Genomic DNA, 21,396 nt, shown 5'->3' with positions numbered 1-21,396 from the left:
CCTGCCAATACAGGTGACTATATTTTTTGGCGCATTTGCAGCTATTACATCGCTATTGTTCGCTTTAGCCAGCTCTACCAACGCACGGTAATCACTTTTGTAATTAGGCCACGCTTGGGTGTTATCAATTAAATATTGCTCACCAATTTCACTCTTAACATACTGGTTTAAAATAGGCTGATCCGCGCGGCTAAATTGTTCAAGCGACAGTGCTGTGCGTTTATTACTTTTGCTTAATTGCTCAAATAACTCCGCCTGAAATAAATGCACACCCGGGTGCGTATGCCATTCACCCACTAAAACCACATCGGCATTTAATAGCTTGGGCTCTAATAATACAGAGCTAACAGGCTTTGCTTGTGCATTATAAAGCGCAGTGTAATAAAGCGATGAGCTTTTATCAGGCGGCACAGTTGTTGTGCTACAACCACTCAAACCCGTAACTAACGCCAGAGTTAACATAGACTTTTTCATACACACCTTTCAAAACCTTTTAATGCAAATAATTATCAATATCATATACTTGTAATACCTATTAAGCCAGCCAAACTGCTGCTTACTTACATAATCAAGGAAATGAGCGAAATGCGCATTTATATGCCTTAACTTTGCTTATAGATATTAAATAGCTTTTGATAGCAATATCTTAGGTAATTTGTTAAAACTGTGTAAAGTATAAAATGAGCGTGACATCGGCAGAAGTATGCTCGATTCGAGGCCTATAAAATCGTTCGATGTTAAATGGAGTTCTAAGAAGCATCCAATTTTTAGTGAAAACATGGAAGATGGTTTTAGCCTATTCTTACTAAAATTTTCAGAATCAAGAAGCTGTCTCTTATTTGGTACCTCAGCTCTTTTGTTATTTATATTTGCAAGTCAAAACACCAGTTTTATGAGTTTTCTTAATGAACACTGGTTTGGTAACATTCTTCAGATTTTATGTGTAATTGGAGCTTTATTAAGTTGGTTTTCAGCACAAGCACATTCATATAAAAATGGACACTTTAAACTAGTAGCTTCCATATTCTTACTTTGGCCCATTATCTATATATAATTGTTTTATATACATTTAACTGAAAAAACCTAACGTAAATATCAAATGAAATTATAGTTGGCTGTTTTTTGTTCCTAAAACCATTTTAGTCAACTATATTATTCCGCTTATGTAAGCGCTAGGCCCTGGAGAAGGTTTTATAGATGGAACCAAATTATTCAGAATATTCTATTACTGAATTGCAAGAAGCTATCACGTCTATTGATAGGGCTTTGTACCCTGAACGCTTTGAGCTATTAAAAGCCGAACTATTAAATAGAGAAGAGGAAGAGCATGATGCTTCTCAATTAGTAAGTCTTTCATCAAAGGACTTACTTATTAAGCTCAGCAATGCATTTTTTGTAATTCCGTTGATGATCTATATAGGAATAGATGCACTTAATAGCGGTGAAATACTCCTTAAAGGAGGAGCTATATCAAAAAATGAAAACTTTATATTATTTACATTAAGCGTAATATTTTGTTTTTTAATCTCAGCGGTACTGACATATAGCCTGTTTATGGATAAGAGAAAAAGTTCCTGACATATGTGTTATGTCGTTCATAAATTCACTAGGACACAGTTCGATTGGTAGTGCTTTTCTGGAGGTTGATAATATTTTCAACTCAGGGCAAAACATGCTGCACAAGCTAAGCAAAAACAAGTTATAGAGAATAAGAAGACGGTGAAGTGTATTTAAAAACTCTTTAACTGAAACAAAAAGGCCGCAGTAATAAATACTGCGGCCTTTGTTTTTAGCTAAGCGCTTTAAACTAGGTACGTTTAGTAAGCGCCTGCGCTATATATAAGCTCGTAGCTGTGGCTGTAAATCTCAAGGATGTTACCAAACGGGTCTTCCATGTAGATCATGCGGTACGGCTTTTCACCCGGGTAGTAATAACGAGGGGCTTCCATACGTTTTTTACCGCCAGCTTCTACAATACGCTCGGCTAAACCTTCTACATCAGGGTCTTGAACACAAAAATGAAAGATGCCTGTTTTCCAGTATTCAAAATTGTCTTTTGGGTTTTCTTGGTTTTTAAATTCGAAAATTTCGACACCAATACGATCCCCTGTAGATAGGTGCGCTATTTTGAATTTTTCCCACTTTTCGCCAAATACTTCTGTACACATTTCGCCAATTGGGCTTTTGTCTTCGGTAATTAAAGTCGGTTCCATTATTGTGTACCAACCCATAACCTTAGTGTAAAACTCGACTGCTTTTTCAACGTCGGGAACCGAAATACCAATGTGCGAAAAACTACGTGGATATGTATGACTCATAATGCTTCCTCTTTAACTTGTGACTTATCTTGTGGCTAGTTGATGGAGTTAGTTTACGAATCGACCAACATTAAGTAAAATTATCATTAGTCATCGTTTTGAGTACGTTTTGTAATGATAAATCCAACATGGTTAAATACGTTTTGTACTTTGGTTGAGGTAAATCATTTTACCCAAACCGCCGAGCGTCTTTTTATGACCCAATCGGGCGTAAGTCAGCACATTAAAAAGCTAGAGCAGCAAGTAAACTGCGCGCTATTAGAGCGCCACGGCAAACAATTTACCCTTACCGTACATGGGCAAAACTTGTATCAACAAGGCAGCTTGTTATTAAAGGAATGGCAATTTTTAGAACAACAATTAAAAGATGATTCGCCTTACAGCGGCTTGGTAAAAATACAATCGCCTGGTAGTTGTGGGCTACAATTTTATAGCCAATTATTAGCGCTGCAGGCAAAGCATACCGAGCTTAATATTGATTATCGCTTTGCACCCAATACAAGTGTAGAGCAAGCTGTGGCAAACCACAGTGCCGACATAGGTTTTTTAACTCAAGCTCCGACGCTTAGCGAAGTTACCAGCCACAAAATTGGTAAAGAAGCCTTATTACTTGTCACCCCCGCACATATTAAAAACCCAACGTGGGAGGTTTTATGTGAGCTTGGCTTTATTGGCCACCCCGATGCAAAACACCACGCACAGCTATTACTGAGCGAAAACTACAGTGAGTTTGAACATATTGATCAAATTAAACGCACGGGGTTTTCTAACCAGATAAGTTTAATACTGGAGCCGGTAAGTTTAGGGCTAGGTTTTACGGTTTTACCTGCGCATGCCGTTAGCGCATTTAATAAACCTGCGCTTATTAAAACGCACCATTTAGCTAATCCAATTAGCGAGAGTATTTATGTGTGCCATCACCGAAATAGGCCAATGGCAAAGCGTATGAATACAGTAATTGAGCTAATAAAGGCGGGAGTAAATAGTTAAAACGTAAACCCCCTTTACACCCACGGCACTTAATACCATAAGCAAAAGGGGGAATAGAAAATTAATTAACGCTTTCTAATTTTGCTTTTAAATCAAGTAAGTCGGTTGCGATAGTATTTGGCTGTATTTCCCACGGATCGAAAATAGATTCTTTAGATCGTTGAATCCACGCCGCGCGCATACCATGCGATATGGCACCGGTTACATCAAACGGATTACTTGATACAAGCCACGTGTTTGCGCCTGTTGAATTAGTTTCGCGTAAAAAGTGGCTATAAACCCCTGGGTTTGGTTTAAAGGTTTTAACGTCGTCGGCACTTACTACCCCTTCAAAAAGCTCACTAATGCCAGCGGTTTCTAATAAGGTATGAACTGCGTCGGCAGCGCCGTTTGAAAATGCAAACAAACGGTAATCCTTCGCTTTTAATTGCTCAAGGCCTGCTTTTACATCATCGAACGCAGGAAGCGTTTTATAAAGCTCTAGCAGTTGCCCCTTTTGATCTTCACTTAGCTCGGTTTTGTGCGCTAAGCAGGCGTAATCGAGTGCGTGTTTTGTACATAGCGAGAAAGGAATATAATTTTGCATTAATCCACGTCTAAATGAATACTCTAATTGCTTTTCGCGCCATGTATTTGAAAATGCTTGGGCGTTATCGCCAATCATGTCGTCGAGTAAGGACAGTACGCCGTGAGTGTTTATTAGCGTACCGTATACGTCAAATGCAAGTGTAGTTGCCATGTTTGCTCCGCAATAAAATAAATTAAGTTGGTTTAGAGTACTTGCTTACAGCTTAACTTACTTTGAACGAACGCTCAATTTAATAAAACTTATACGCATCAAGCGCTAAAATATCCATTTCTATACCTTCATGTATTTTTTCGGCTTTACCGTCACTACTTCCAAGCGCTGCAAAAAGAGGTAAAAAGTGCTCCTGGGTAGGGTGATTAAATAAAGCATGAGGTGCTTCATTTAAATAGTTAAGTAACGCTTGGGTGTTTTGCGCTATTAATTTTTGCTCAACCCAATGGGTAAACTCATTAACCATTTGAACACGATTAGGTGTAGCAGGGTTTTTAAATATTTCACGTAGATTGTGACTAATCCCGCCGGAGCCAATAATTAATACGTTATCGTAACGCAGTGGTGCAAGTAACTGCCCGTATTTATACATAGCCTGAGCGCCCAAACGCGTGTTAATAGACACCTGAACAATGGGAATATTAGCTGCTGGGTACATTAAGCGCAGCGGGATCCACACACCATGATCCCACCCTTGATCTGCATTTTGCACCGTTTTAATACCCGCTTTGTAAAAGTACTCACTAATAGTATTAGCAAGCTTAGGGTCTCCTAGTGCTGGGTATTGAATTTCATACAGGGGCTTGGGGAAGTTATAAAAGTCGTGAATAGTATGCGGCGCATCTCCGGATGTAATAACTATATCGTGCGCTTCATCAAAGTGGGCAGAAAACACCACAATAGCTCGTGGTTTACTAAGCGTTTGACCTAATGATGCAAAAAAATCTGACGTAGCCGATTGCTGTACAGCCATCATTGGCGAGCCGTGAGATATAAATAAAGCAGGCTGAGTCATACTAAAACCTTAAACAAATAGACGTGTTATAAACACTATATAAGTTTCTAATTTGACGATAAATATGATACTTATTTATACATTATCAACAAAGTATTGTTAAATATGGATAAGCTCACCACCATGAAGACCTTTTTAGCCGTTGTGCAAGAAGGATCATTTTCAAAAGCGGCCGATAAGCTCGATATTTCCCCGCAGTTAGTCAGCAAATATATTTCTGCGCTGGAAGATAATCTACGCGCGCGTTTATTACACCGTACAACGCGAAAAGTAAGTGTTACAGAAGCTGGAAATCAATATTATCAGCGTTGTCAGCAGGTGATTATTGATATTGAAGACATGGAAAACTCACTAAATAACTTAAGCGAGAATGTCTCGGGTGTGCTTAGTATTAGTGCACCTATGTCGTTTGGTACTAAGCATTTAGCAGGTTTGCTGGTTGATTTTCAAAAGCAGTATCCAAATTTAAAGTTAGATTTACGGCTCACCGACCAATATGTAGATATAGTAGAGCAGGGTATTGATATTGCTCTACGCATTGGCGTATTAAAAAACTCAACGTTGATAGCTAAAAAAATTGCGCCTATACACCTAGCGGTGTTTGCATCACCCGACTATTTAGAATGCCATGGCACGCCACAAACGCTTTTAGATTTACAGTCACATAATTATTTACGCTATTCCCACAGCGAACCCACAAAGCGATTATTTGGGGTTAATGAGTTAAAAAGCGAGCTAAAGCTTGAAAGTAACTTTGTGGCTAACAATGGTGATTTGCTACTAAATACAGCCATTGCGGGTGGTGGTATTGCTATGCAGCCAACATTTATAGCAGGGGAAGCACTGGCTCAAGGTAAAGTAGTGCGCATTTTAAATGACTACGAACCCGAGCCAATGGGGCTTTACATGGTGTATGCAAACAGACAGTTTTTACCCAGTAAAGTACGTGCGTTTGTTGATTTTGCAAGTGGCTATTATGGCGATACACCTTACTGGGATTTAGGACAGTGATATATCGATAAGTAATCAATTAACGTTATTTGTAGATGTAGTGCAACAAGGCTCATTTGCCAAAGCCGCAGCACTGCATGATATGGATAATTCGTCACTATCTAAGCAAATTAAAAAAGGGACAAAACACCCAATTATTATGGAAGTAAAAATCCATAATAAAATAGGAATATAATTAAAATACAGATTCATATTACTGTGAGCGCGTTAAATTAATAATGCCCATTTTACTGTAATGGGGGTTTACAGTAATTTTTTGCGTTATACATTTAGCTCTTTTAATTTATTCCAGACGCTCTCGCCGCCAGGGTGAAGCGCTGCATGGTACCGATACGCATAATATGTAATAGGTACGCAATGATGCTTTTGGCCAACCACAACTAAACTTTTCTCTTTTAGCTCTTTAGTAATGACATAGTTTGGTAACCAAGCAATGCCATTACCCTCTAAAGCCTGTATTTTTAAAAGCTCTGTCATCGACGATACAAATACTTTTTTAAGTTTAGAGCCCGATATTATCGGCTCTAACTGCCTACCCATATAAGAATCTAAACTGTAAGCTAAGTGAGGTACAAACCCATCACTTTCTAAATTGTATATTGCCTTACCGTTTGTATTGCAGGCACTCACTGGCAATAACTCTGCACTGCCTATTTTTTGATGACTAAACGGAGGTAACTTTAATCGTTCGTTATCAAAAGCAATAAGTAGGTCACATGCGCCATGTTCGAGCGTAGCGGTGGCTTTATCAACATCAATGGCTTCTATATTGAGGACTACTTTGCGATCACTTTTACTATGAAAGTTCGACAGCTTTAGCGCTAAAAACGTAGCTAATGAGTGCGCTGCAGCAACCTTTACTGAGTGAGTTTCTTCAGAGGAGAGTTCTTCTAACATACTCACTGAGTTATTCATTTGGTTTATTAGATTACGCGCTGTTATATGAAATATTTTACCGCTTGAGGTAAGTGTAATTGGTAAGTTCTCTCTATCTATTAGCTCTGCACCTACGGCTTCTTCTAATGCTTTAATTCGTCGACTAAAAGCAGGTTGCGTTATATGCCTAAGCCTTGCGGCCTGCGAAAAGCTTTTTGTATTAGATAAGGCCAAAAAATCTTCTAACCATTTACTCTCTATATTCATAATACTCACTCAAGATATGCAATTTAAGCATGGCCAGTAAAATAATAGCATTATTCAAAACAAAAAAAACACGATAAATTTAACCCATACAGTAACAACTTATCGGAATATAACAATGCTTAGAACACTAGGAATATTGGGAGGAATGGGGCCTTTGGCTACCGCCTCATTTATGAATCAAGTAATTGCGTTATCACCTGCTAAGAATGATCAAGAGCACATACCTATGTTTATAAGGAATATCCCGCAAATTCCTGACAGAACAAATTTTTTAATGGGTATTGAAGATGAAAATCCATTTTTTGAGCTTAAAAAGGGTTTTAACCAACTTACTAGCTTAGGTGTAAGTTGCATTGTTATACCGTGTAATACCGCGCATTATTGGTACAACGCACTAACGCAAAATGCTGATGTGCATACCATTAGTATTGTACAAAGCGTTATTAAGCGCGCAAAGGCAACGGGCAAACGTAAGATAGGGATATTAGCAACCACAGCCACGCTCAATATGCGGATATATCAGACGGCATTTAGTAAGCACAATATTAAATTTATTGAGCCTAACGAGCAGCAGCAAACATTTATAATGCAAGGTATAACGGCGGTTAAGTCAGGAGATTTAACCTCAGGACATAATCTTTTAAAACAAAGTTATGAGCTAATGCTAGCCCACGGTGCCGATACAGTACTATTTGGTTGCACCGAAATACCGCTAGTTTTAAATGAACAAGTATTTAATTCACCCGATACATGTTTAGATACCATCGCGATTTTAGCGCAAGAGTGTGTTAATTGGGCTTATACAAGCACTCAACAATCAACCCTCTCAAGTGTGGCTTAATTAAACATTAGTTATAAATAGGTGTGCTTACACTGGTGCATTTAAGTAGCACACCTAAATAGCCAACTTACACTGGCGCGTTTTGTTCAATCAAGTTTTTAGCTTTTAACTCACTCCAAAACGCATCCGGAATAGTAACCTTCATTGAGGCTACATTAGCTTTAATTTGCTCCTCCGTGCGTGCCCCAGGAATAATTGAGGATACCGTTGAAGGCGCCTCTGCAAACTGCAGTGCAGCTGTTTTAATATCAATCCCATGTTTAGATGCAATGTCGCTTATTGCATTAAACTTTTGCTGCATAGGCCCTGGAATTTTAGGCGAGTAATTAAAGCGGTTACGACCGGCTAAAAAACCACCATTAAGCGGCGCACCAATGACTGCTGAAATACCTCGTTTATCAAGCATAGGAAAGGTTTTATCAAGTGCCTGCTTGTGATCTAAAATTGAATACTGCAGCGCTAGTAAGCAAATATCTGGGTCTGACATATCAAGCGCTTTATAAACAGCATGAGGTGTATTTACTCCAAAACCCCAGCCTTTAATTATTCCTTCATCACGCATTTTAGTCAGCTCAGGAATAGCACCTTTAGCCGCTTGATCAAAATACTTAAGCCAGTCATCTCCCATATCGCTGTTTTGTGGTGATAAATCGTGAATATAGACAATATCGAGTGAGGCGACACCAATACGATGCAAAGTATCTTCTATTGAACGGCGCGTGCCTGAGGCTGAATAATCATACTTATAATGAAACGGTGAGTGATCAGCCCAATGCCAACTATTTTCTAAAGGCTCTGCTGAAGGGGTAAGAAGGCGACCTACTTTTGAGGATAAAACATAATCTTCACGCTTTTTGTTTCGAAGTAAATCACCGAAGCGCCTTTCGCTTAAACTCAAACCGTAAAAAGGTGATGTATCAAAATGACGAATACCAGAATCCCATGCTGCATTTAGCATTGTTAAAATTTCTGTATCGCTTGATATAGTATTAAAGCCATTCCCGGCGGCAAGGCCGCCCAAGCCCATTCTTGATTCCGGCCGGTAATGCTTAGCGTTAGTAACATCGTTTGTGGGTAGAGCAGCGCTTTTATCTATTGAGCCTTTAGTTTGCATAACACTGCCGTTAGACATTTTTACCTTTAGTTGCTCAGCCAAAGCTGAAGCACTAAAAATAGAGCCTAAACTTAAAGCAGCCCCTGCTTTAATAAAATTTCTGCGAGATACCATGTGACTATTCTCCTTGAGTAGGTTAAATATCTACGCTATAAGCTAGTATAAACAACAACCAAACTCAAGCAAGAAAAAGACAATAAAAACCAATACTATCAATAAGATAGTTAAATTAACAAACACTGAACAGACGTTTGAATTTACATTTAAAACTGATTATTTTCTTTACTCGTATAGTCCTTTTAAATGCACAAAACAGTGCTCTTTAATAGCTTGATAAAAAAGCATACTTCCAAATTGGTGCACGCTTTAATACTCATTTATGCAACATAAAATGGTTAAATTTATTAAATGTGTACAAATTAGTAGACAAAACCGTAATAAATTTAAGATGCACAAATAATCTCACTAGCAAAGCGATTGCAGCAACACTTAGCTAATTTAACCGAGCGTAGTTGAAATAATTAGGGTAAATATTACTGAAGCGTTTATTTTTGAAGGTTTGCCTTGCAATACACGGCGTATTTTACTCTTTCACAATGCTATTGCTAGCAAGCTCTGTGAGTTTTATCTTGCCAAGTAACAATGTGCAGGGCAGCAAATTGCAACTAAATTCAACGTAGTTAGCGCTGAAAATAGCTGCTTAAATAGATCAATTATTCAAGTTCAGGTTACTTGAGCTTTTTAATACCAATTAACACACAGATGGCACCGCCAATAATACCCGCCCATGCTTCTATTGGTGTGTCGCCACTAAATGCACGGCTAAGCTGCGAAGCCGCCGCATCATACACGTCGTATCCCCACATAATTAAAGCGATACCTATAACGATTAAAACAATTCCTACAATCTTATTATTCATAAATACCCTTAAGGTTTAACTTACATAAACTAAATAAAAAATAAATCAGGGTTAATCTAATTCTAATTGAGCACGTTCTACGCTCTCACTAGGTAACTCTTTTTGTACCGATACACCAAGCTCTTTAAACTCTGATGCTTGTTTAATTAAATTACCTTTACCACGGTATAGCTGCGAAAATGCTTTATCATAACTTTCTTTCGCTTTATCAAGCTGCTTACCTACGCCTTCCATACTCAATAAAAAACCATTGAGCTTGTTATAAAAACGCTCCGCTCGACTTGCCAGCTCTTTTGAGTATTTGGTTTGCTCTTCAAAACGCCAAAGCTGTTTAACAATATTAAGGCTAGTAAGCAGGGTAGTGGGTGTAGCTACCAGTATATTTTTTTCTATTGCTTGTTGGTAAATATCGCTTTGATATTTGAGTGCTTCTACAAAAGCTGATTCTATTGGTACAAACATAACAACTACTTCTGGCGAGTTAATACCTGGTAAGCGGTCGTACGATTTACTCGCAAGTTCATTAATACGCGCTGTAACGGCGTTTACATGCTCTTTAATTGCTTGATTAGCATCTAGATCATTTTCAGCGTTCACGTAGCGTGTATAGGCATTTAATGAAGTTTTAGCATCAATAACTAAGTGGCGACCCTGTGGTAAGTACACAACTACATCAGGGCGCAAGCGGCCATCTTCAGTGTTAAACGACACTTCGCGCTTATAATCAACGCCTGCACGTAAGCCAGCACTATCTAATACGTTTTCGAGCATAAGCTCGCCCCAATTACCTTGGGTTTTCTTTTGCCCTTGTAGGGCGTTACTGAGCTTGTCGGCTTGATCTGTTATAGCTTGGCTTTTAGCTTGCAAATGCAGTAGCTCGGTTTTAAGTGCAGTCCGTTGTTTTATGTCTTCAACGTGCATTGATTCCATTTTTTCTCTAAAGCCTTTTAGCTCGCCTTGAACTGGTTTTAATAATTGCTCAATGCTTTCTTGATTTAAGGTTTTAAAGCTTTGTGATTTTTCTTCTAAAATTTTATTGGCTAGGTTTTCAAACTCTTTTTTGAGCGTATTTTTACTTTGCTCAATTTGCGCGAGTTGCTCGCTAAAGTTTTGCTGTTTTTGCTCAAGGGTAGTGCGCATATTATTATATTCAACATCGCGCTGATTGTATTGTTCACGAAGCGCTGCCAGCTCGCCTTCGGCTTTACGCCAAAAGTGATTGTATTGAATGCTTTGTTTTTCTTGTTCGCTAAAACGCGTTTTAAAATGCTGCGCTTCATCGCGCTGCTCTTGGTGAGTATGTTCTAGCAGTTCATGATCTTCTAGCAAGGCGCTGTATTGCAGCTCTTTATTATCAAATTGGTTTTGTAACAGGGAAAGCTGTTGCTGCTGTTCGCTTATTTGTAGATGTAGCTTTTTGCGAAGCCGTGTTGATACAGCGCCGTAAAATAGGGCGCCTAAAGCAACACCAGCACCAGCGCTTAGCCAATCAATATTAGTGAGTACTTGAGTGAGCATAAAATAAACTTATAAAATTTAGAGACATGCCATCATAACCAATAACCAACAACAGAAGTAGGGGAGTTAAGAAATTACAGACATAAAAAAACCAGCTTAAAATAAGCTGGTCAAATATTACTAAGTTAAGTAATCAAAGGGATAATCAACATGTGCCCGAGCAAGCTGCAACTTAAATACATAATCACCAAAATAACTAATATTATTGGGTGAGGCTATATAACAACAGGCATTAGAGTAGACCGGATAACAAAATAATTAATTCAAATTAATTTGCGGAAGATCATTTATTTTTATTCGGGTTGATTTAAACAAATCAAATTATGGGCATAAAAAAAGCCAGTTCAAAATGAACTGGCTCAATCATTACTAAAATTAGTAACTAAATAGGGGGAATCAACATGAAAACTTGTATTAACTGCAATTAATCAACAAGCATAATAGTAGACGCGTCTTTTTTAATTAAGTTCAAAAAAAATAAAAAACTTTTAAAATAAGTGCTGAACGCTAGATTTTAGACATAAAAAAAGCCAACTCAAAATGGGCTGGCTCAATCATTACTAAAATTAGTAACTAAATAGGGAATCAACATGAAAACTTGTATTAACTGCAATTAATCAACAAGCATAATAGTAGACGCGTCTTTTTGAATTAAGTTCATAAAAATAAAAGCTTTTAAAATAAGTGCTGCGCGCTAAATTTTAGGCATAAAAAAAGCCAACTCAAAATGGGCTGGCTCAATCATTACTAAAATTAGTAACTAAATGGGAAATCAACATGATGCTTGTGTTAACTGCAATTAATCAACAAGCATAATGATAGACGTCCGCTTTTTAATTAAGTTCATAAAAAGATCAAAAATTTTTAGATCTTTTTTAGTTTTTAATTAATGACAACATTTGCTGCTCATCAAACTTTGTAAAGCTCATTGATTTATCAGTAAATAATGCATCAACAAGGGCTTGCTTGTCTTGCTGCATTTTAAATACTTTTTGCTCTATTGAGTTACTCATTATGAGCTTATAAACAAATACAGGATTAGTTTGACCAATACGGTAGGCTCTATCAGTCGCTTGCTTTTCTACTGCGGGATTCCACCATGGATCAAAATGAATAACAGTATCTGCTTGTGTTAAGTTAAGGCCTGTTCCACCGGCTTTTAAGCTAATTAAAAACACGGATGTTTTACCACTGGTAAACTCGTCGATTACTTTATCTCGTTGACGCGTTTGCCCTGTAAGCATACTAAAGTTAATGTTTATTTCTTCAAGGCGTTGGGCTATTAAATCGAGTGCCGATGTAAACTGACTAAATATAATAATCTTACGACCCAGACTTAGCATAAGCGGCAAGTGTGTTGTTAACCATTCAAGCTTAGCGGAGCCTGCTTGAGTATCTGGATCTATTAATTTGGGGTGGCAACAAATTTGCCTTAACTTTAAAAGTGCCTCTAAAAATGCAAGCTTACTTTTTTGTGCGCCTTGTTCGGCAAATAAGTCTATTAGCTTCTCTTCTAATGAACGTGTAATGCCTTGGTACATTTCTTTTTGCTTAGACTCAAACTCAAACTCTTTTGTAAGCTCTGTTTTTTCAGGTAACTCTTGCGCTACTTGTGCTTTAGTGCGGCGCATTATAAAGGGCATAATTAACGCTTTTAACTGCTCAGCCCTCTGCATATCAGCTTCACGCTCAATAGGTGTTTGAAAGTGCTGCTTAAAGTGGGCTTGAGAACCAAGTAACGATGGCATAGCAAAATCGAGTAACGATTTAAGCTCAAGTAAATTATTCTCGATTGGAGTACCACTTAAACAAAGTTTAAAGTCGGCATTTAAGCGTTTAACTAATCGTGAGACCTGTGCGGTATCGTTTTTAATGTATTGTGCTTCATCGAGGATTATATTTTCAAAATATAATGGCGAATAATATGCAATATCACGCTTTAAAAGCGGGTATGTAGTAAGAATGCATTGCGCTTGTGCTAAGTGTTGTAAAGGATCGTTACGGTTTGATCCAAAAATAGTGGTAACTTTTAAACTTTTAGCAAACTTAGTAATTTCGTTTTTCCAATTACTCACCAAGCTAGTTGGGCACACTATAAGTGTAGGGCCTGCTTGAGGGCGGTTAAATGTACTCGCTAAAAATGCAATAACTTGGAGTGTTTTACCCAACCCCATGTCGTCAGCTAAAATACCACCTAATTGATGACGTTTTAAAAAGCTAAGCCAATCAACGCCTTGCTGTTGGTACTCACGAAGTGTTACTGAGTCATTTAAGCCATGTAATGAAACCTTAGGCATTGCCTTATCGGTATTATTTAACTCTTGTAAATATAGCTCAAGTGAATCGTCGTGAAGCTCTACGTTAATAGCTGTGTGCTTTACTAGTTCAGGTAAATACGAAAGCGGAATATTAAATTCGTCACGTGTTTTTACAAATTCAAAACGTTCTTTAAATTCGTTTAATAAGTTAATGGCAGACTTATTAATAACCCCAAATTGACGGCCAAGCGGGTAGTAATAAAACAGTTCACTTTGGCGATTCAATGACTGATAAAGCGAATCAGCATTAGTAAACAACAGCGATGCTTTTGCGTCACACAACAATACTTTGCAGTGCATTTGATGCCCTGCCGCACGGTGTACATGTAAACTCACTTCACATTGTGGATTAGGGCTCGTTACTTTACTTACACTTACTTGCCAACCGCGTTGCTTAAAGCCAGGGAATACTTCGTACATTAGCCAATGCAAATGGATTGAAGACTGCTTTGTAAATACCAGTTCACTTTGTAAACCCCCTTTACAAAATTCAAATCCTAAGTTAATTAGTTCGTTAGTTACAGTATTTTCAAATGCACTATTAATCGTACTTGCAGGTGCAGCACCTGCTAAATAGTTTTTATTTTTATACTTAAATAACAACGAAAGAGATAAACCTTGATCACCCATAGTTACTTTTAAAACAGCATTACTAGAGATTTTAGGCAATGTTGGCTGTAAATTAGTAGGGTGGGGTATTACACCTGCACCAAAGTTATCGGCAAGCTGCTTGTATATTCTATCAAAATTAGCGTCATGCAAAGCAGGCATAGTTTGTAAATGCGCTATTTCGTCTGCACTCAATGGGGTACGAAGACGACCCGCTTTTAAATGATCTAAATCGAGATAAGTAGGCGGTGTTGTTTTTAATAAAGCCCAGTTTTGGGTTTGCTCAAGCTTAATAACTAATTGTGATAGATCTTTATCTTGCTCCCAACTAAAACTCAATGCTTGGCCAGATTGCGCTTTAATTGGCACGCGAGAGCGCTGAAAAAACAAGCGCTCAGTAGCTATCAATTGTTGTAGGGCACTAAAGCCCCATTGGCCTTTTAGCTCAATACTTCCTACTGCATTTTGTGAACGTATCCAACTAAATAATCTAAAATCACTTTCGAGTAAATCATTTGGCGTTACGAAACTATTTAACTGTTGCTCTGTGAGGTTTCGGCCTAACGTGTAATTCTTTTTAGTCTCAAAATTAGCTATTTTAGGTGTTAAAAATACTTTGTTATTTTCAATATCTAATACAAATAATAATACTTGCGACGGTGTATGTTGATCACCACTTTTAAGAGCGCTTAATTCACTAAACCAATCATTAATGAAGTAATCTTCACCGTATTCACCAGAGTGCTCTATTTTAAGCTTAAACAAAATAGCAGCTAAATGTCGGCATTTGGTTTTTGCATTACACGTACAGTGTGTATCAACAGAATAACCAGTTGGTACTTTACTGATCTCAATACGTTGGTTAAATGATGATCCGTTATCCACTTGCACGGTAGAGTCTACAACAGAAAAATTAGGGGTATGCTCTAGCCAGGTGATTTGACCTTTCTTGTAGTACTCTTTGCCTTTATCTAAGACATTTTCGCGAAAAAGTTTTTTAATAAAACGTTCAGAAAGAGGAAACTGGGTAGCCTGCTCATTTTTAATTTCTTCAAAAATAGCCATTAAATCATTTTTTGATAAGTTAGCAGACATGTCACTCTAAGCATTAAATTTTAAAAATAATTCTGCCAGTATATGCCTTATGTGCTCTGAGCTAAAGCACTATTAACAAGATATAAACTGGTTGGAGCTGATAGCTTAGTAAAAAATCGGTTTATAGGTAAAAATGAGTATAAAATTTCGTAAAATATTAGGCACTACATACAAATATAAAGATTAAACGACACGTTATAGATCACAATTTTACTAACAATAATAATAAATCAAGAGCGAATAGCTAAAAGGGGGCGATTAGTTAGTAAAAAAGTGATCTTGAAGAGGAAGTATGATTATTTAAGGTAGGATTAGGCTAGTAAAGATCAGATTTTTACTAACAAAACAATCTGTCAGATCAGTATTTAACTAAGTACATATGTCTGACAGATCATTATTTAACTAACTAATTAAAGACACTTAATAGCTTAGTTAATTGTTCTAAGCGTTTGTCTGTCATCACTTTATTGTCGATTTTGATAGACACATCACCACTTTTTAAATTACGTTGTACCGATACAAACTTATTTTCAAGCACAGCTTCACGTTTAACAGCAACTTGAGGCTCAGCAGTTAGGCATTTGGTGATTGCCATTGCACGCTTGTCGTCACTTGTAATGGCGTTTAGCTCTTCATCACTAGCTAGGTCACTAACAAGTTGATTAAACGTCTCTTGGTCTCTCTCCTTGGCGTTCATGAGCTTTTTAGCCACTTCGCGACCCACGTGATTCGCAGTAGGGTAGAGTGCAATAACTTCAGCAGGTATTTGTTCATACGCTTTAATAGCATCTGCAATGGCGGTGTGTGATACACCTTCAATTGCAGCAATCTCTCTGTAAGATCCTTTTTTACCTTGTTCAATAAGCTCATTTTTAGTTTGCTGGTAAGCTTGTCCCAGCTCCCATAAACTTGGAGCGATATATTGATCTGAAGATACAGCTAAAATTTTAGCGTCTTGCTCAGTAAAGTCACTTGAACTAAGTACTAAATAATCGGCGTTACCTAAAATACAGGCCATACGACGGCGAGAACCCGCTAAGACTAAGCTTTTATCACCCTGATCCCAAAGCAGTGCAGGGTGCTGATTACGGCCATCATCGCTAATGGCAGGTAAAATATCCGATACTGACTTTTCGTTAAGAAGTGCTTGTACACGGCGGTTTTTACCGTATACACCAGTTGTAGATTCAATGTCAGCGTGTGCGATCACTTTGCAAACAAGTGTAATTTGGCGCTCAGGATCGCTCGGTGCTGGCATGCGAATTACATCACCAGCATTTGCTTGTTCAAGTAATGCGTCAAGGCTACTACTTCCTACAGCTGTTGCAAAAGGATCTAAGCGGGTGTCATTTTTACGTTTTTTAGCCATTTTTATTTAACATCCTTACTTAGGGGTATTGAGTGTTGATTGAGTTGACTGCCAATTTGAACGAATAAGCATTTCTAGCTCATCGACCACATCTTTAATATTTTCTTGAGCGCGCATTAGTGATTCACGGCTTGCTAAGCTGTCTGACGCTTTTTGATCAAAAATAGTATTGAAAGACGAAGAGCTAGCAGTAATCGCCGAGCTGTGGTTGATTGGGTAACTCATAACTTGGCGACCGAATGCACTACGAACATCTTTAACAATATCGCGCTGTGAGTGATTACCTTTTACATAGTTGGTTACTAAAAACTGCATAAAGTCCCATCCCTCATGGCCAAGTGCCGCAACGGTATGGTAAATCTCGCCTAATCGTTTTAAATATTTATTATTAGCATCAAAGTCTACAGCTTCTGGATGAACAGGGATAAGCATCGCAGTAGAAGCCATTAATGCATTATAAAACATAAAGTTAAGAGTTGGAGCTGTATCTATTAATATAATATCAAACTCGTCTTTAACAGGGTTAATTACTTTTTCAAGTAACTTATGGTAATGACGAGTTTGCTCATAATTTGAGGTGTCTTTGAGTAATGTTGCAGTTTCGTGCTCAAAATAAAAATCGTCCATACCTGATGGTAGTACACGAATATTTGGGATATGCGTTGGTAAAAATGAGTTTGAAACAAATTCAGGCCATGTTTCGCCCTCATCCAAATCTATACAATCACGCATTAAATCACCAACAGTAATTGGGTCATGTTCGCTTGAAGGAAAAAAGCTTGAAGAAGAGCCTTGAGGATCTAAATCAATTATTCCAATGCGATAGCGCTTAATATTTGTAGTTGCCAGCGCTGCTGCAATATTAACCATGCTGGTTGTTTTGCCACAACCACCTTTGAGAGAATTAATGACAATAACTTGCAGTTTGTCATCACCAGTACGATGATCTGGTTTAATATCCATAATATCAGCCATAGCAAAAATATTTACTAATGTGTAAGCATAATGACCATTGGCGCCGCGTTTTATGTTTAAATCATCAAAGTCACCGTTGTCATGACGTCTTTTTAAAGTACGATTATTACAACCTAATAAATCGGCAGCTGCTTTTTGCGTATAAGTTCTTAATTCTTTTTCTTCTGATTTAAGATGAGCACGATAGTGCTGAATACGACCTTCTAATGATTTTTCAGCTACTTCGGCAGTTGCTTTTAAAAGCCGGTAGGTACTTAACGCGTTATTATTGATAGACATACTTTCTTCCTCAAAGTTAGGCAGTTAGTATAATGTCCATTCAAATTGCTGTAAACAACTATTTAAGACGACATGCATTTTAAAAAGAAGACATTTAAAAATACTTTTACACTTTTAATATTGCTTAGTATAAATAAAGAAGTTTAAAGGTGGTTAAATATATAAGGTAATAAAGGTTAAGGACCTTAAATTAACACATAACATTATGATTAATATAAACAATATAAAAAAAAGCAGATCAGCGTTATACTTGGTTAAGATCAGATCTTTATCTACCTGCAGATCACCTTTTTACTAAGCCTTATTTTTTAAATCAAGTTATACACAGGTTACGCATAAGGTTATGAACAAAAAGAGCCCTTGAGATCAATTTTTTACTAAGTAAATTATAAAGTTATGCACTAACCTTAGCGTCAATAGGTTCGTTTAATTAGTATAGATCTGATCTGTACTTGGTACAGATCAGATCTATGCTAACTCGATAAGCCTTTATCCACAGGGATATTAATTTTAGTATGAATTTGTCGTGCTAAATTTTAAAATAAAGCCATTGTGATGGACAAAATAACAGCTGAGTTAGTAAAAAACAGATTTGTGATGACCCAGTTAGTAAAAATATGATCTGAATTCGCAAGTTATATACATTACTTAGTATAATAGTGATCTAAACGTTTTATTTAAAGTCAGATCGCTTTTATACTAACTTAAACATTTAACTTTTGTTGTTTAATGTGTTGTTATTAGATGTCGCAATAAAAATGGAAATAAGAACAATGAGCCGAAAGGTCAACATCTCGGTAGATAATTTGCCCGATACACTCAGGGGCCAAATCCACGGGGTGGAAAGTGCAATTGATAACGAAAGTTTAGCACTATTTACAGACAACAAAGACGTGCGAATTTCTATTGAAAATGCAGCTCATGGTTTACGTGCATATTCAAACACGTTTAATCATTATGATTTGTGGGGCCGTTTTGTTCGCTCTGGCTATAAAAAATTGCCACTTGAAGAAGCGCCTAAAAAAACAATCATTACGCGTAAAATATCAGAGAAAGTAGATGGTATTTTATACGATGGTGAGATAAAAATTACCCCTGCTGTTGTCAGTACTCGTAAAGATGGTGAAGATATTGAGTATCTTGTTTGGCCATCGGACAGAGAAGAAAAAGTAGAACGAGCACTTATTCGTTTAGCTTCTAAAGGCAAAATAGTTAAAATTAATTTTAAGTCCGGTATTCAATACGCGGTTGTTTTTTCTATGAACGAATTAGCGCAAGAGCTCAAAGCGGTAGGGCAGTCAATGCCATATCCTGCAATTAAAGAGTCACTTGAAGCATTGCAAGGTTCTAAACTTTCATTTAAATACTCAGCAACCGATACTAAAAACTCCGATATAGATGATTCGTTTTACGAGTCAAATATGAATTTTTTATCGTCACTTCACTTTAGTGGCAAAAAAGGTCAAGGTGGCAATGTAAAGTGTGTGGCCTGCTTAAATGCGTTTGTTCATAACATGATTGATAACCTTGAATACAAAGGGTATTACTTTAATAGTGCACAAGAATTAAAACGGGGATTGTCGCGTTGGATGATGCTTCGTTTGTATCACCTTTGGCGTTATGCAGCTCCAGGTAAAACGTATCATTTTAGATTACTTTCTATTATGGAAAAATACGGATCTATTTATTCAACTGATGATATTACGGAAAATAAATTAAAAGCGCTTCGTCGTGATATGACCACCACAATGAAAGATTTGATTGAAAAAGGTGCTATATCAGAATACAGCATTACAAACGTCAAAGATGACAAAACTGGTAACATTATTGATTACACATACGAAATGCACCCCTCTGATCAGTTTTGCGATGAAATACTTACATTGAACAAACACAACAAACGCATTGAGATTCAAGGCGGTAAACGTATTGTTGAAAATGCAGTGTTAATTGATGAAGATAAAATAGAAGAGATAGTAGAAAAATAATAAACGTTATTTTAAATACTGTACATATTTACTAAAAAGGCCACATATTGTGGCCTTTTTAACATAATAGCTATCGGTCAACTTGTTCTAAATATAGCCTATCAACTAAAAAATCATACTCACGTTTTCGAGGATGAGCTTCGGGTTTTTTATAATCAGGTAAGATACCTAGTTTAACGTCTGCTTCTGGATTAATCAGAATAAATGGTAATGCGGCGCTCACATGATAGCGGTTTTGTGCTGTGTATCTCACATTAACTTGAGGGCTTACACGAGTAGGGCGACGAATTCTTAATTTTTCCTTTTCACCTAAACTAGCAACCCGTAATTGTTCTTGAGCTACAAGTGATTGCCATTTTTGTTGATCTATCATTCTTGGATTTCGATAACTGGCCGATTTGTCGAGCATTTCGAGGGCCATTTTTTTAGTCAATGTTTTAGTTGCGTGCTTGTGCATCCAAGTAAACCTAACGGAAAATGGTGATTCACTCTCACTGTGAATCTTACGATAAGCAGCAAGTGTTATTAAATTTGGTATTGCATTATGAACAGCCTCAAATCGGGCATCGTTATTATCAATTGCCAATATACACTCTTTGAAACTAGCTTTAGCTTTGTTAACTTGTGCTATACGATTATTTAAAGCTTGTTTATCTGCATTTTTAATAACAAGTAAACCAGGGTGCCTTTTTAACACGCGACTGCTTAAGCCCGATTTTTTATAAATGTCAGAAAAGGAGTTTAAAATTGCCTTTTGAGCCGGCGCTCCAGTTATTTTAGAGACAAGTATGGACTCAGGAACCTTATTTTCATCTAAATTACTTACATCAGGTAACTGATAGTACTCTGCTCTGGAAAACTCACATTCGTTTAATTCCTCAATTAACCTTAAAGTTAATTCGTTCATTAAATCAAACTGACTCCTAATTTGCACTTTAGTAACCACAACACACCTCAAAGAACACATCTTACTAACTCCATATTATTGCATGTACTTTGTATTGAGTAAATATTTAATAAAACAATACTCGGCGTTAAGATAGTACTAAAAGCAAATAATGCATGATGTGTTCTTTCTGAAGTAAATGGTTCTACTTATTCCTGTAATTTAGTACTGTTTTATTGATTAAAGAGTTAGTCCGCTTAGAGCTTAATTGCCCACGTAGTGTAATAAATGAGAAATTTAAAATGAACTTGGTGCGGTTGTATTCTAAATAATAGTGTTAGTTTTGGTTGTTTCTCTAATTAGTGATTAATATTATAACGTGTTTTAACTATGGGTTATCATCCAAAAGCTTAGAATGTTATACATG

General features: G+C 37.1%; 18 protein-coding genes. 6 read left to right on the top strand and 12 right to left on the bottom strand.

Annotated features, from left to right (window positions below):
• The coding region (locus L652_RS0112270) for a ChaN family lipoprotein (protein WP_024603476.1) at window positions 1–474 on the bottom strand (474 nt) is incomplete at its 3' end.
• Window positions 475–1,197: 723 nt separating this feature from the next.
• Here L652_RS0112270 and L652_RS0112260 point away from each other — a divergent pair.
• Entirely contained in the window at window positions 1,198–1,578 is a 381-nt protein-coding gene (locus tag L652_RS0112260; protein WP_024596535.1) for a hypothetical protein, read from the top strand.
• 239 nt (window positions 1,579–1,817) lie between these two features.
• On the opposite strand, the gene L652_RS0112255 is transcribed toward L652_RS0112260, so the two are convergent.
• On the bottom strand, window positions 1,818–2,318 hold the full coding sequence (locus tag L652_RS0112255; protein ID WP_002959229.1) for a lactoylglutathione lyase family protein: 501 nt from the start codon (window positions 2,316–2,318) through the stop codon (window positions 1,818–1,820).
• Window positions 2,319–2,432: 114 nt separating this feature from the next.
• On the opposite strand from L652_RS0112255, the gene L652_RS0112250 reads away from it, so the two are divergent.
• Window positions 2,433–3,308, top strand: a complete 876-nt coding sequence (locus tag L652_RS0112250) for a LysR family transcriptional regulator (RefSeq protein ID WP_024596534.1) — start codon at window positions 2,433–2,435, stop codon at window positions 3,306–3,308.
• A 61-nt stretch (window positions 3,309–3,369) separates the two neighbouring features.
• Here the strand turns inward: L652_RS0112250 and L652_RS0112245 are convergent, their stop codons facing one another.
• Both L652_RS0112245 and L652_RS0112240 read right to left on the bottom strand, forming a co-directional pair.
• Window positions 3,370–4,047 (bottom strand): haloacid dehalogenase type II, encoded by a 678-nt coding sequence (locus L652_RS0112245; RefSeq protein WP_002959247.1) that lies wholly within the window; start codon window positions 4,045–4,047, stop codon window positions 3,370–3,372.
• A gap of 79 nt (window positions 4,048–4,126) precedes the next feature.
• The gene (locus tag L652_RS0112240) at window positions 4,127–4,903 is read right to left on the bottom strand and encodes a class III extradiol ring-cleavage dioxygenase (protein WP_024596533.1); all 777 of its coding nucleotides are present in this window, start codon (window positions 4,901–4,903) and stop codon (window positions 4,127–4,129) included.
• A gap of 105 nt (window positions 4,904–5,008) precedes the next feature.
• Between L652_RS0112240 and L652_RS0112235 the strand changes: the two genes are divergently transcribed.
• The gene (locus L652_RS0112235) at window positions 5,009–5,914 is read left to right on the top strand and encodes a LysR family transcriptional regulator (protein ID WP_024596532.1); all 906 of its coding nucleotides are present in this window, start codon (window positions 5,009–5,011) and stop codon (window positions 5,912–5,914) included.
• A 1-nt stretch (window position 5,915) separates the two neighbouring features.
• Window positions 5,916–6,089 (top strand): LysR family transcriptional regulator, encoded by a 174-nt coding sequence (locus tag L652_RS1000000125640; protein WP_310736006.1) that lies wholly within the window; start codon window positions 5,916–5,918, stop codon window positions 6,087–6,089.
• An 86-nt stretch (window positions 6,090–6,175) separates the two neighbouring features.
• Here the strand turns inward: L652_RS1000000125640 and L652_RS0112225 are convergent, their stop codons facing one another.
• Window positions 6,176–7,057 carry a LysR family transcriptional regulator gene (locus L652_RS0112225; RefSeq protein ID WP_024596531.1) on the bottom strand — a complete coding sequence of 294 codons (882 nt, stop codon included), beginning with the start codon at window positions 7,055–7,057 and terminating at the stop codon, window positions 6,176–6,178.
• A gap of 115 nt (window positions 7,058–7,172) precedes the next feature.
• Between L652_RS0112225 and L652_RS0112220 the strand changes: the two genes are divergently transcribed.
• Window positions 7,173–7,898 carry an amino acid racemase gene (locus L652_RS0112220; RefSeq protein WP_024596530.1) on the top strand — a complete coding sequence of 242 codons (726 nt, stop codon included), beginning with the start codon at window positions 7,173–7,175 and terminating at the stop codon, window positions 7,896–7,898.
• Window positions 7,899–7,965: 67 nt separating this feature from the next.
• Here the strand turns inward: L652_RS0112220 and L652_RS0112215 are convergent, their stop codons facing one another.
• The 6 genes from L652_RS0112215 to L652_RS0112190 all read right to left on the bottom strand — a co-directional run bounded on the left by L652_RS0112215 (window position 7,966) and on the right by L652_RS0112190 (window position 18,095).
• Window positions 7,966–9,126, bottom strand: coding sequence for an aldo/keto reductase (locus L652_RS0112215; RefSeq protein WP_024596529.1), 1,161 nt, complete (start codon window positions 9,124–9,126; stop codon window positions 7,966–7,968).
• Between the two features lie 614 nt (window positions 9,127–9,740).
• Window positions 9,741–9,932 (bottom strand): DUF3185 family protein, encoded by a 192-nt coding sequence (locus L652_RS0112210; protein WP_024596528.1) that lies wholly within the window; start codon window positions 9,930–9,932, stop codon window positions 9,741–9,743.
• A gap of 51 nt (window positions 9,933–9,983) precedes the next feature.
• Window positions 9,984–11,450 carry a DNA recombination protein RmuC gene (rmuC, locus tag L652_RS0112205; RefSeq protein WP_024596527.1) on the bottom strand — a complete coding sequence of 489 codons (1,467 nt, stop codon included), beginning with the start codon at window positions 11,448–11,450 and terminating at the stop codon, window positions 9,984–9,986.
• A gap of 875 nt (window positions 11,451–12,325) precedes the next feature.
• Entirely contained in the window at window positions 12,326–15,472 is a 3,147-nt protein-coding gene (locus tag L652_RS0112200; RefSeq protein WP_024596526.1) for a DEAD/DEAH box helicase, read from the bottom strand.
• A 406-nt stretch (window positions 15,473–15,878) separates the two neighbouring features.
• Window positions 15,879–16,841, bottom strand: a complete 963-nt coding sequence (locus tag L652_RS0112195; RefSeq protein ID WP_024596525.1) for a transcriptional regulator — start codon at window positions 16,839–16,841, stop codon at window positions 15,879–15,881.
• A gap of 15 nt (window positions 16,842–16,856) precedes the next feature.
• Window positions 16,857–18,095, bottom strand: coding sequence for an AAA family ATPase (locus tag L652_RS0112190; protein WP_024596524.1), 1,239 nt, complete (start codon window positions 18,093–18,095; stop codon window positions 16,857–16,859).
• Window positions 18,096–18,868: 773 nt separating this feature from the next.
• Between L652_RS0112190 and L652_RS0112185 the strand changes: the two genes are divergently transcribed.
• The gene (locus tag L652_RS0112185) at window positions 18,869–20,083 is read left to right on the top strand and encodes a hypothetical protein (protein WP_024596523.1); all 1,215 of its coding nucleotides are present in this window, start codon (window positions 18,869–18,871) and stop codon (window positions 20,081–20,083) included.
• Between the two features lie 70 nt (window positions 20,084–20,153).
• Here the strand turns inward: L652_RS0112185 and L652_RS0112180 are convergent, their stop codons facing one another.
• Complete coding sequence (locus L652_RS0112180; RefSeq protein WP_024596522.1) at window positions 20,154–21,029, bottom strand: DNA replication terminus site-binding protein; 876 nt, start codon at window positions 21,027–21,029, stop codon at window positions 20,154–20,156.
• Window positions 21,030–21,396: the final 367 nt, after the last annotated feature.

Source organism: Pseudoalteromonas sp. TB25, from assembly GCF_000497995.1.
GTDB classification, from domain to species: Bacteria; Pseudomonadota; Gammaproteobacteria; order Enterobacterales; family Alteromonadaceae; genus Pseudoalteromonas; species Pseudoalteromonas distincta.
The sequence above is the reverse complement of the archived record's forward strand: the minus strand, read 5'-3'. Positions and strand labels throughout refer to the sequence as shown.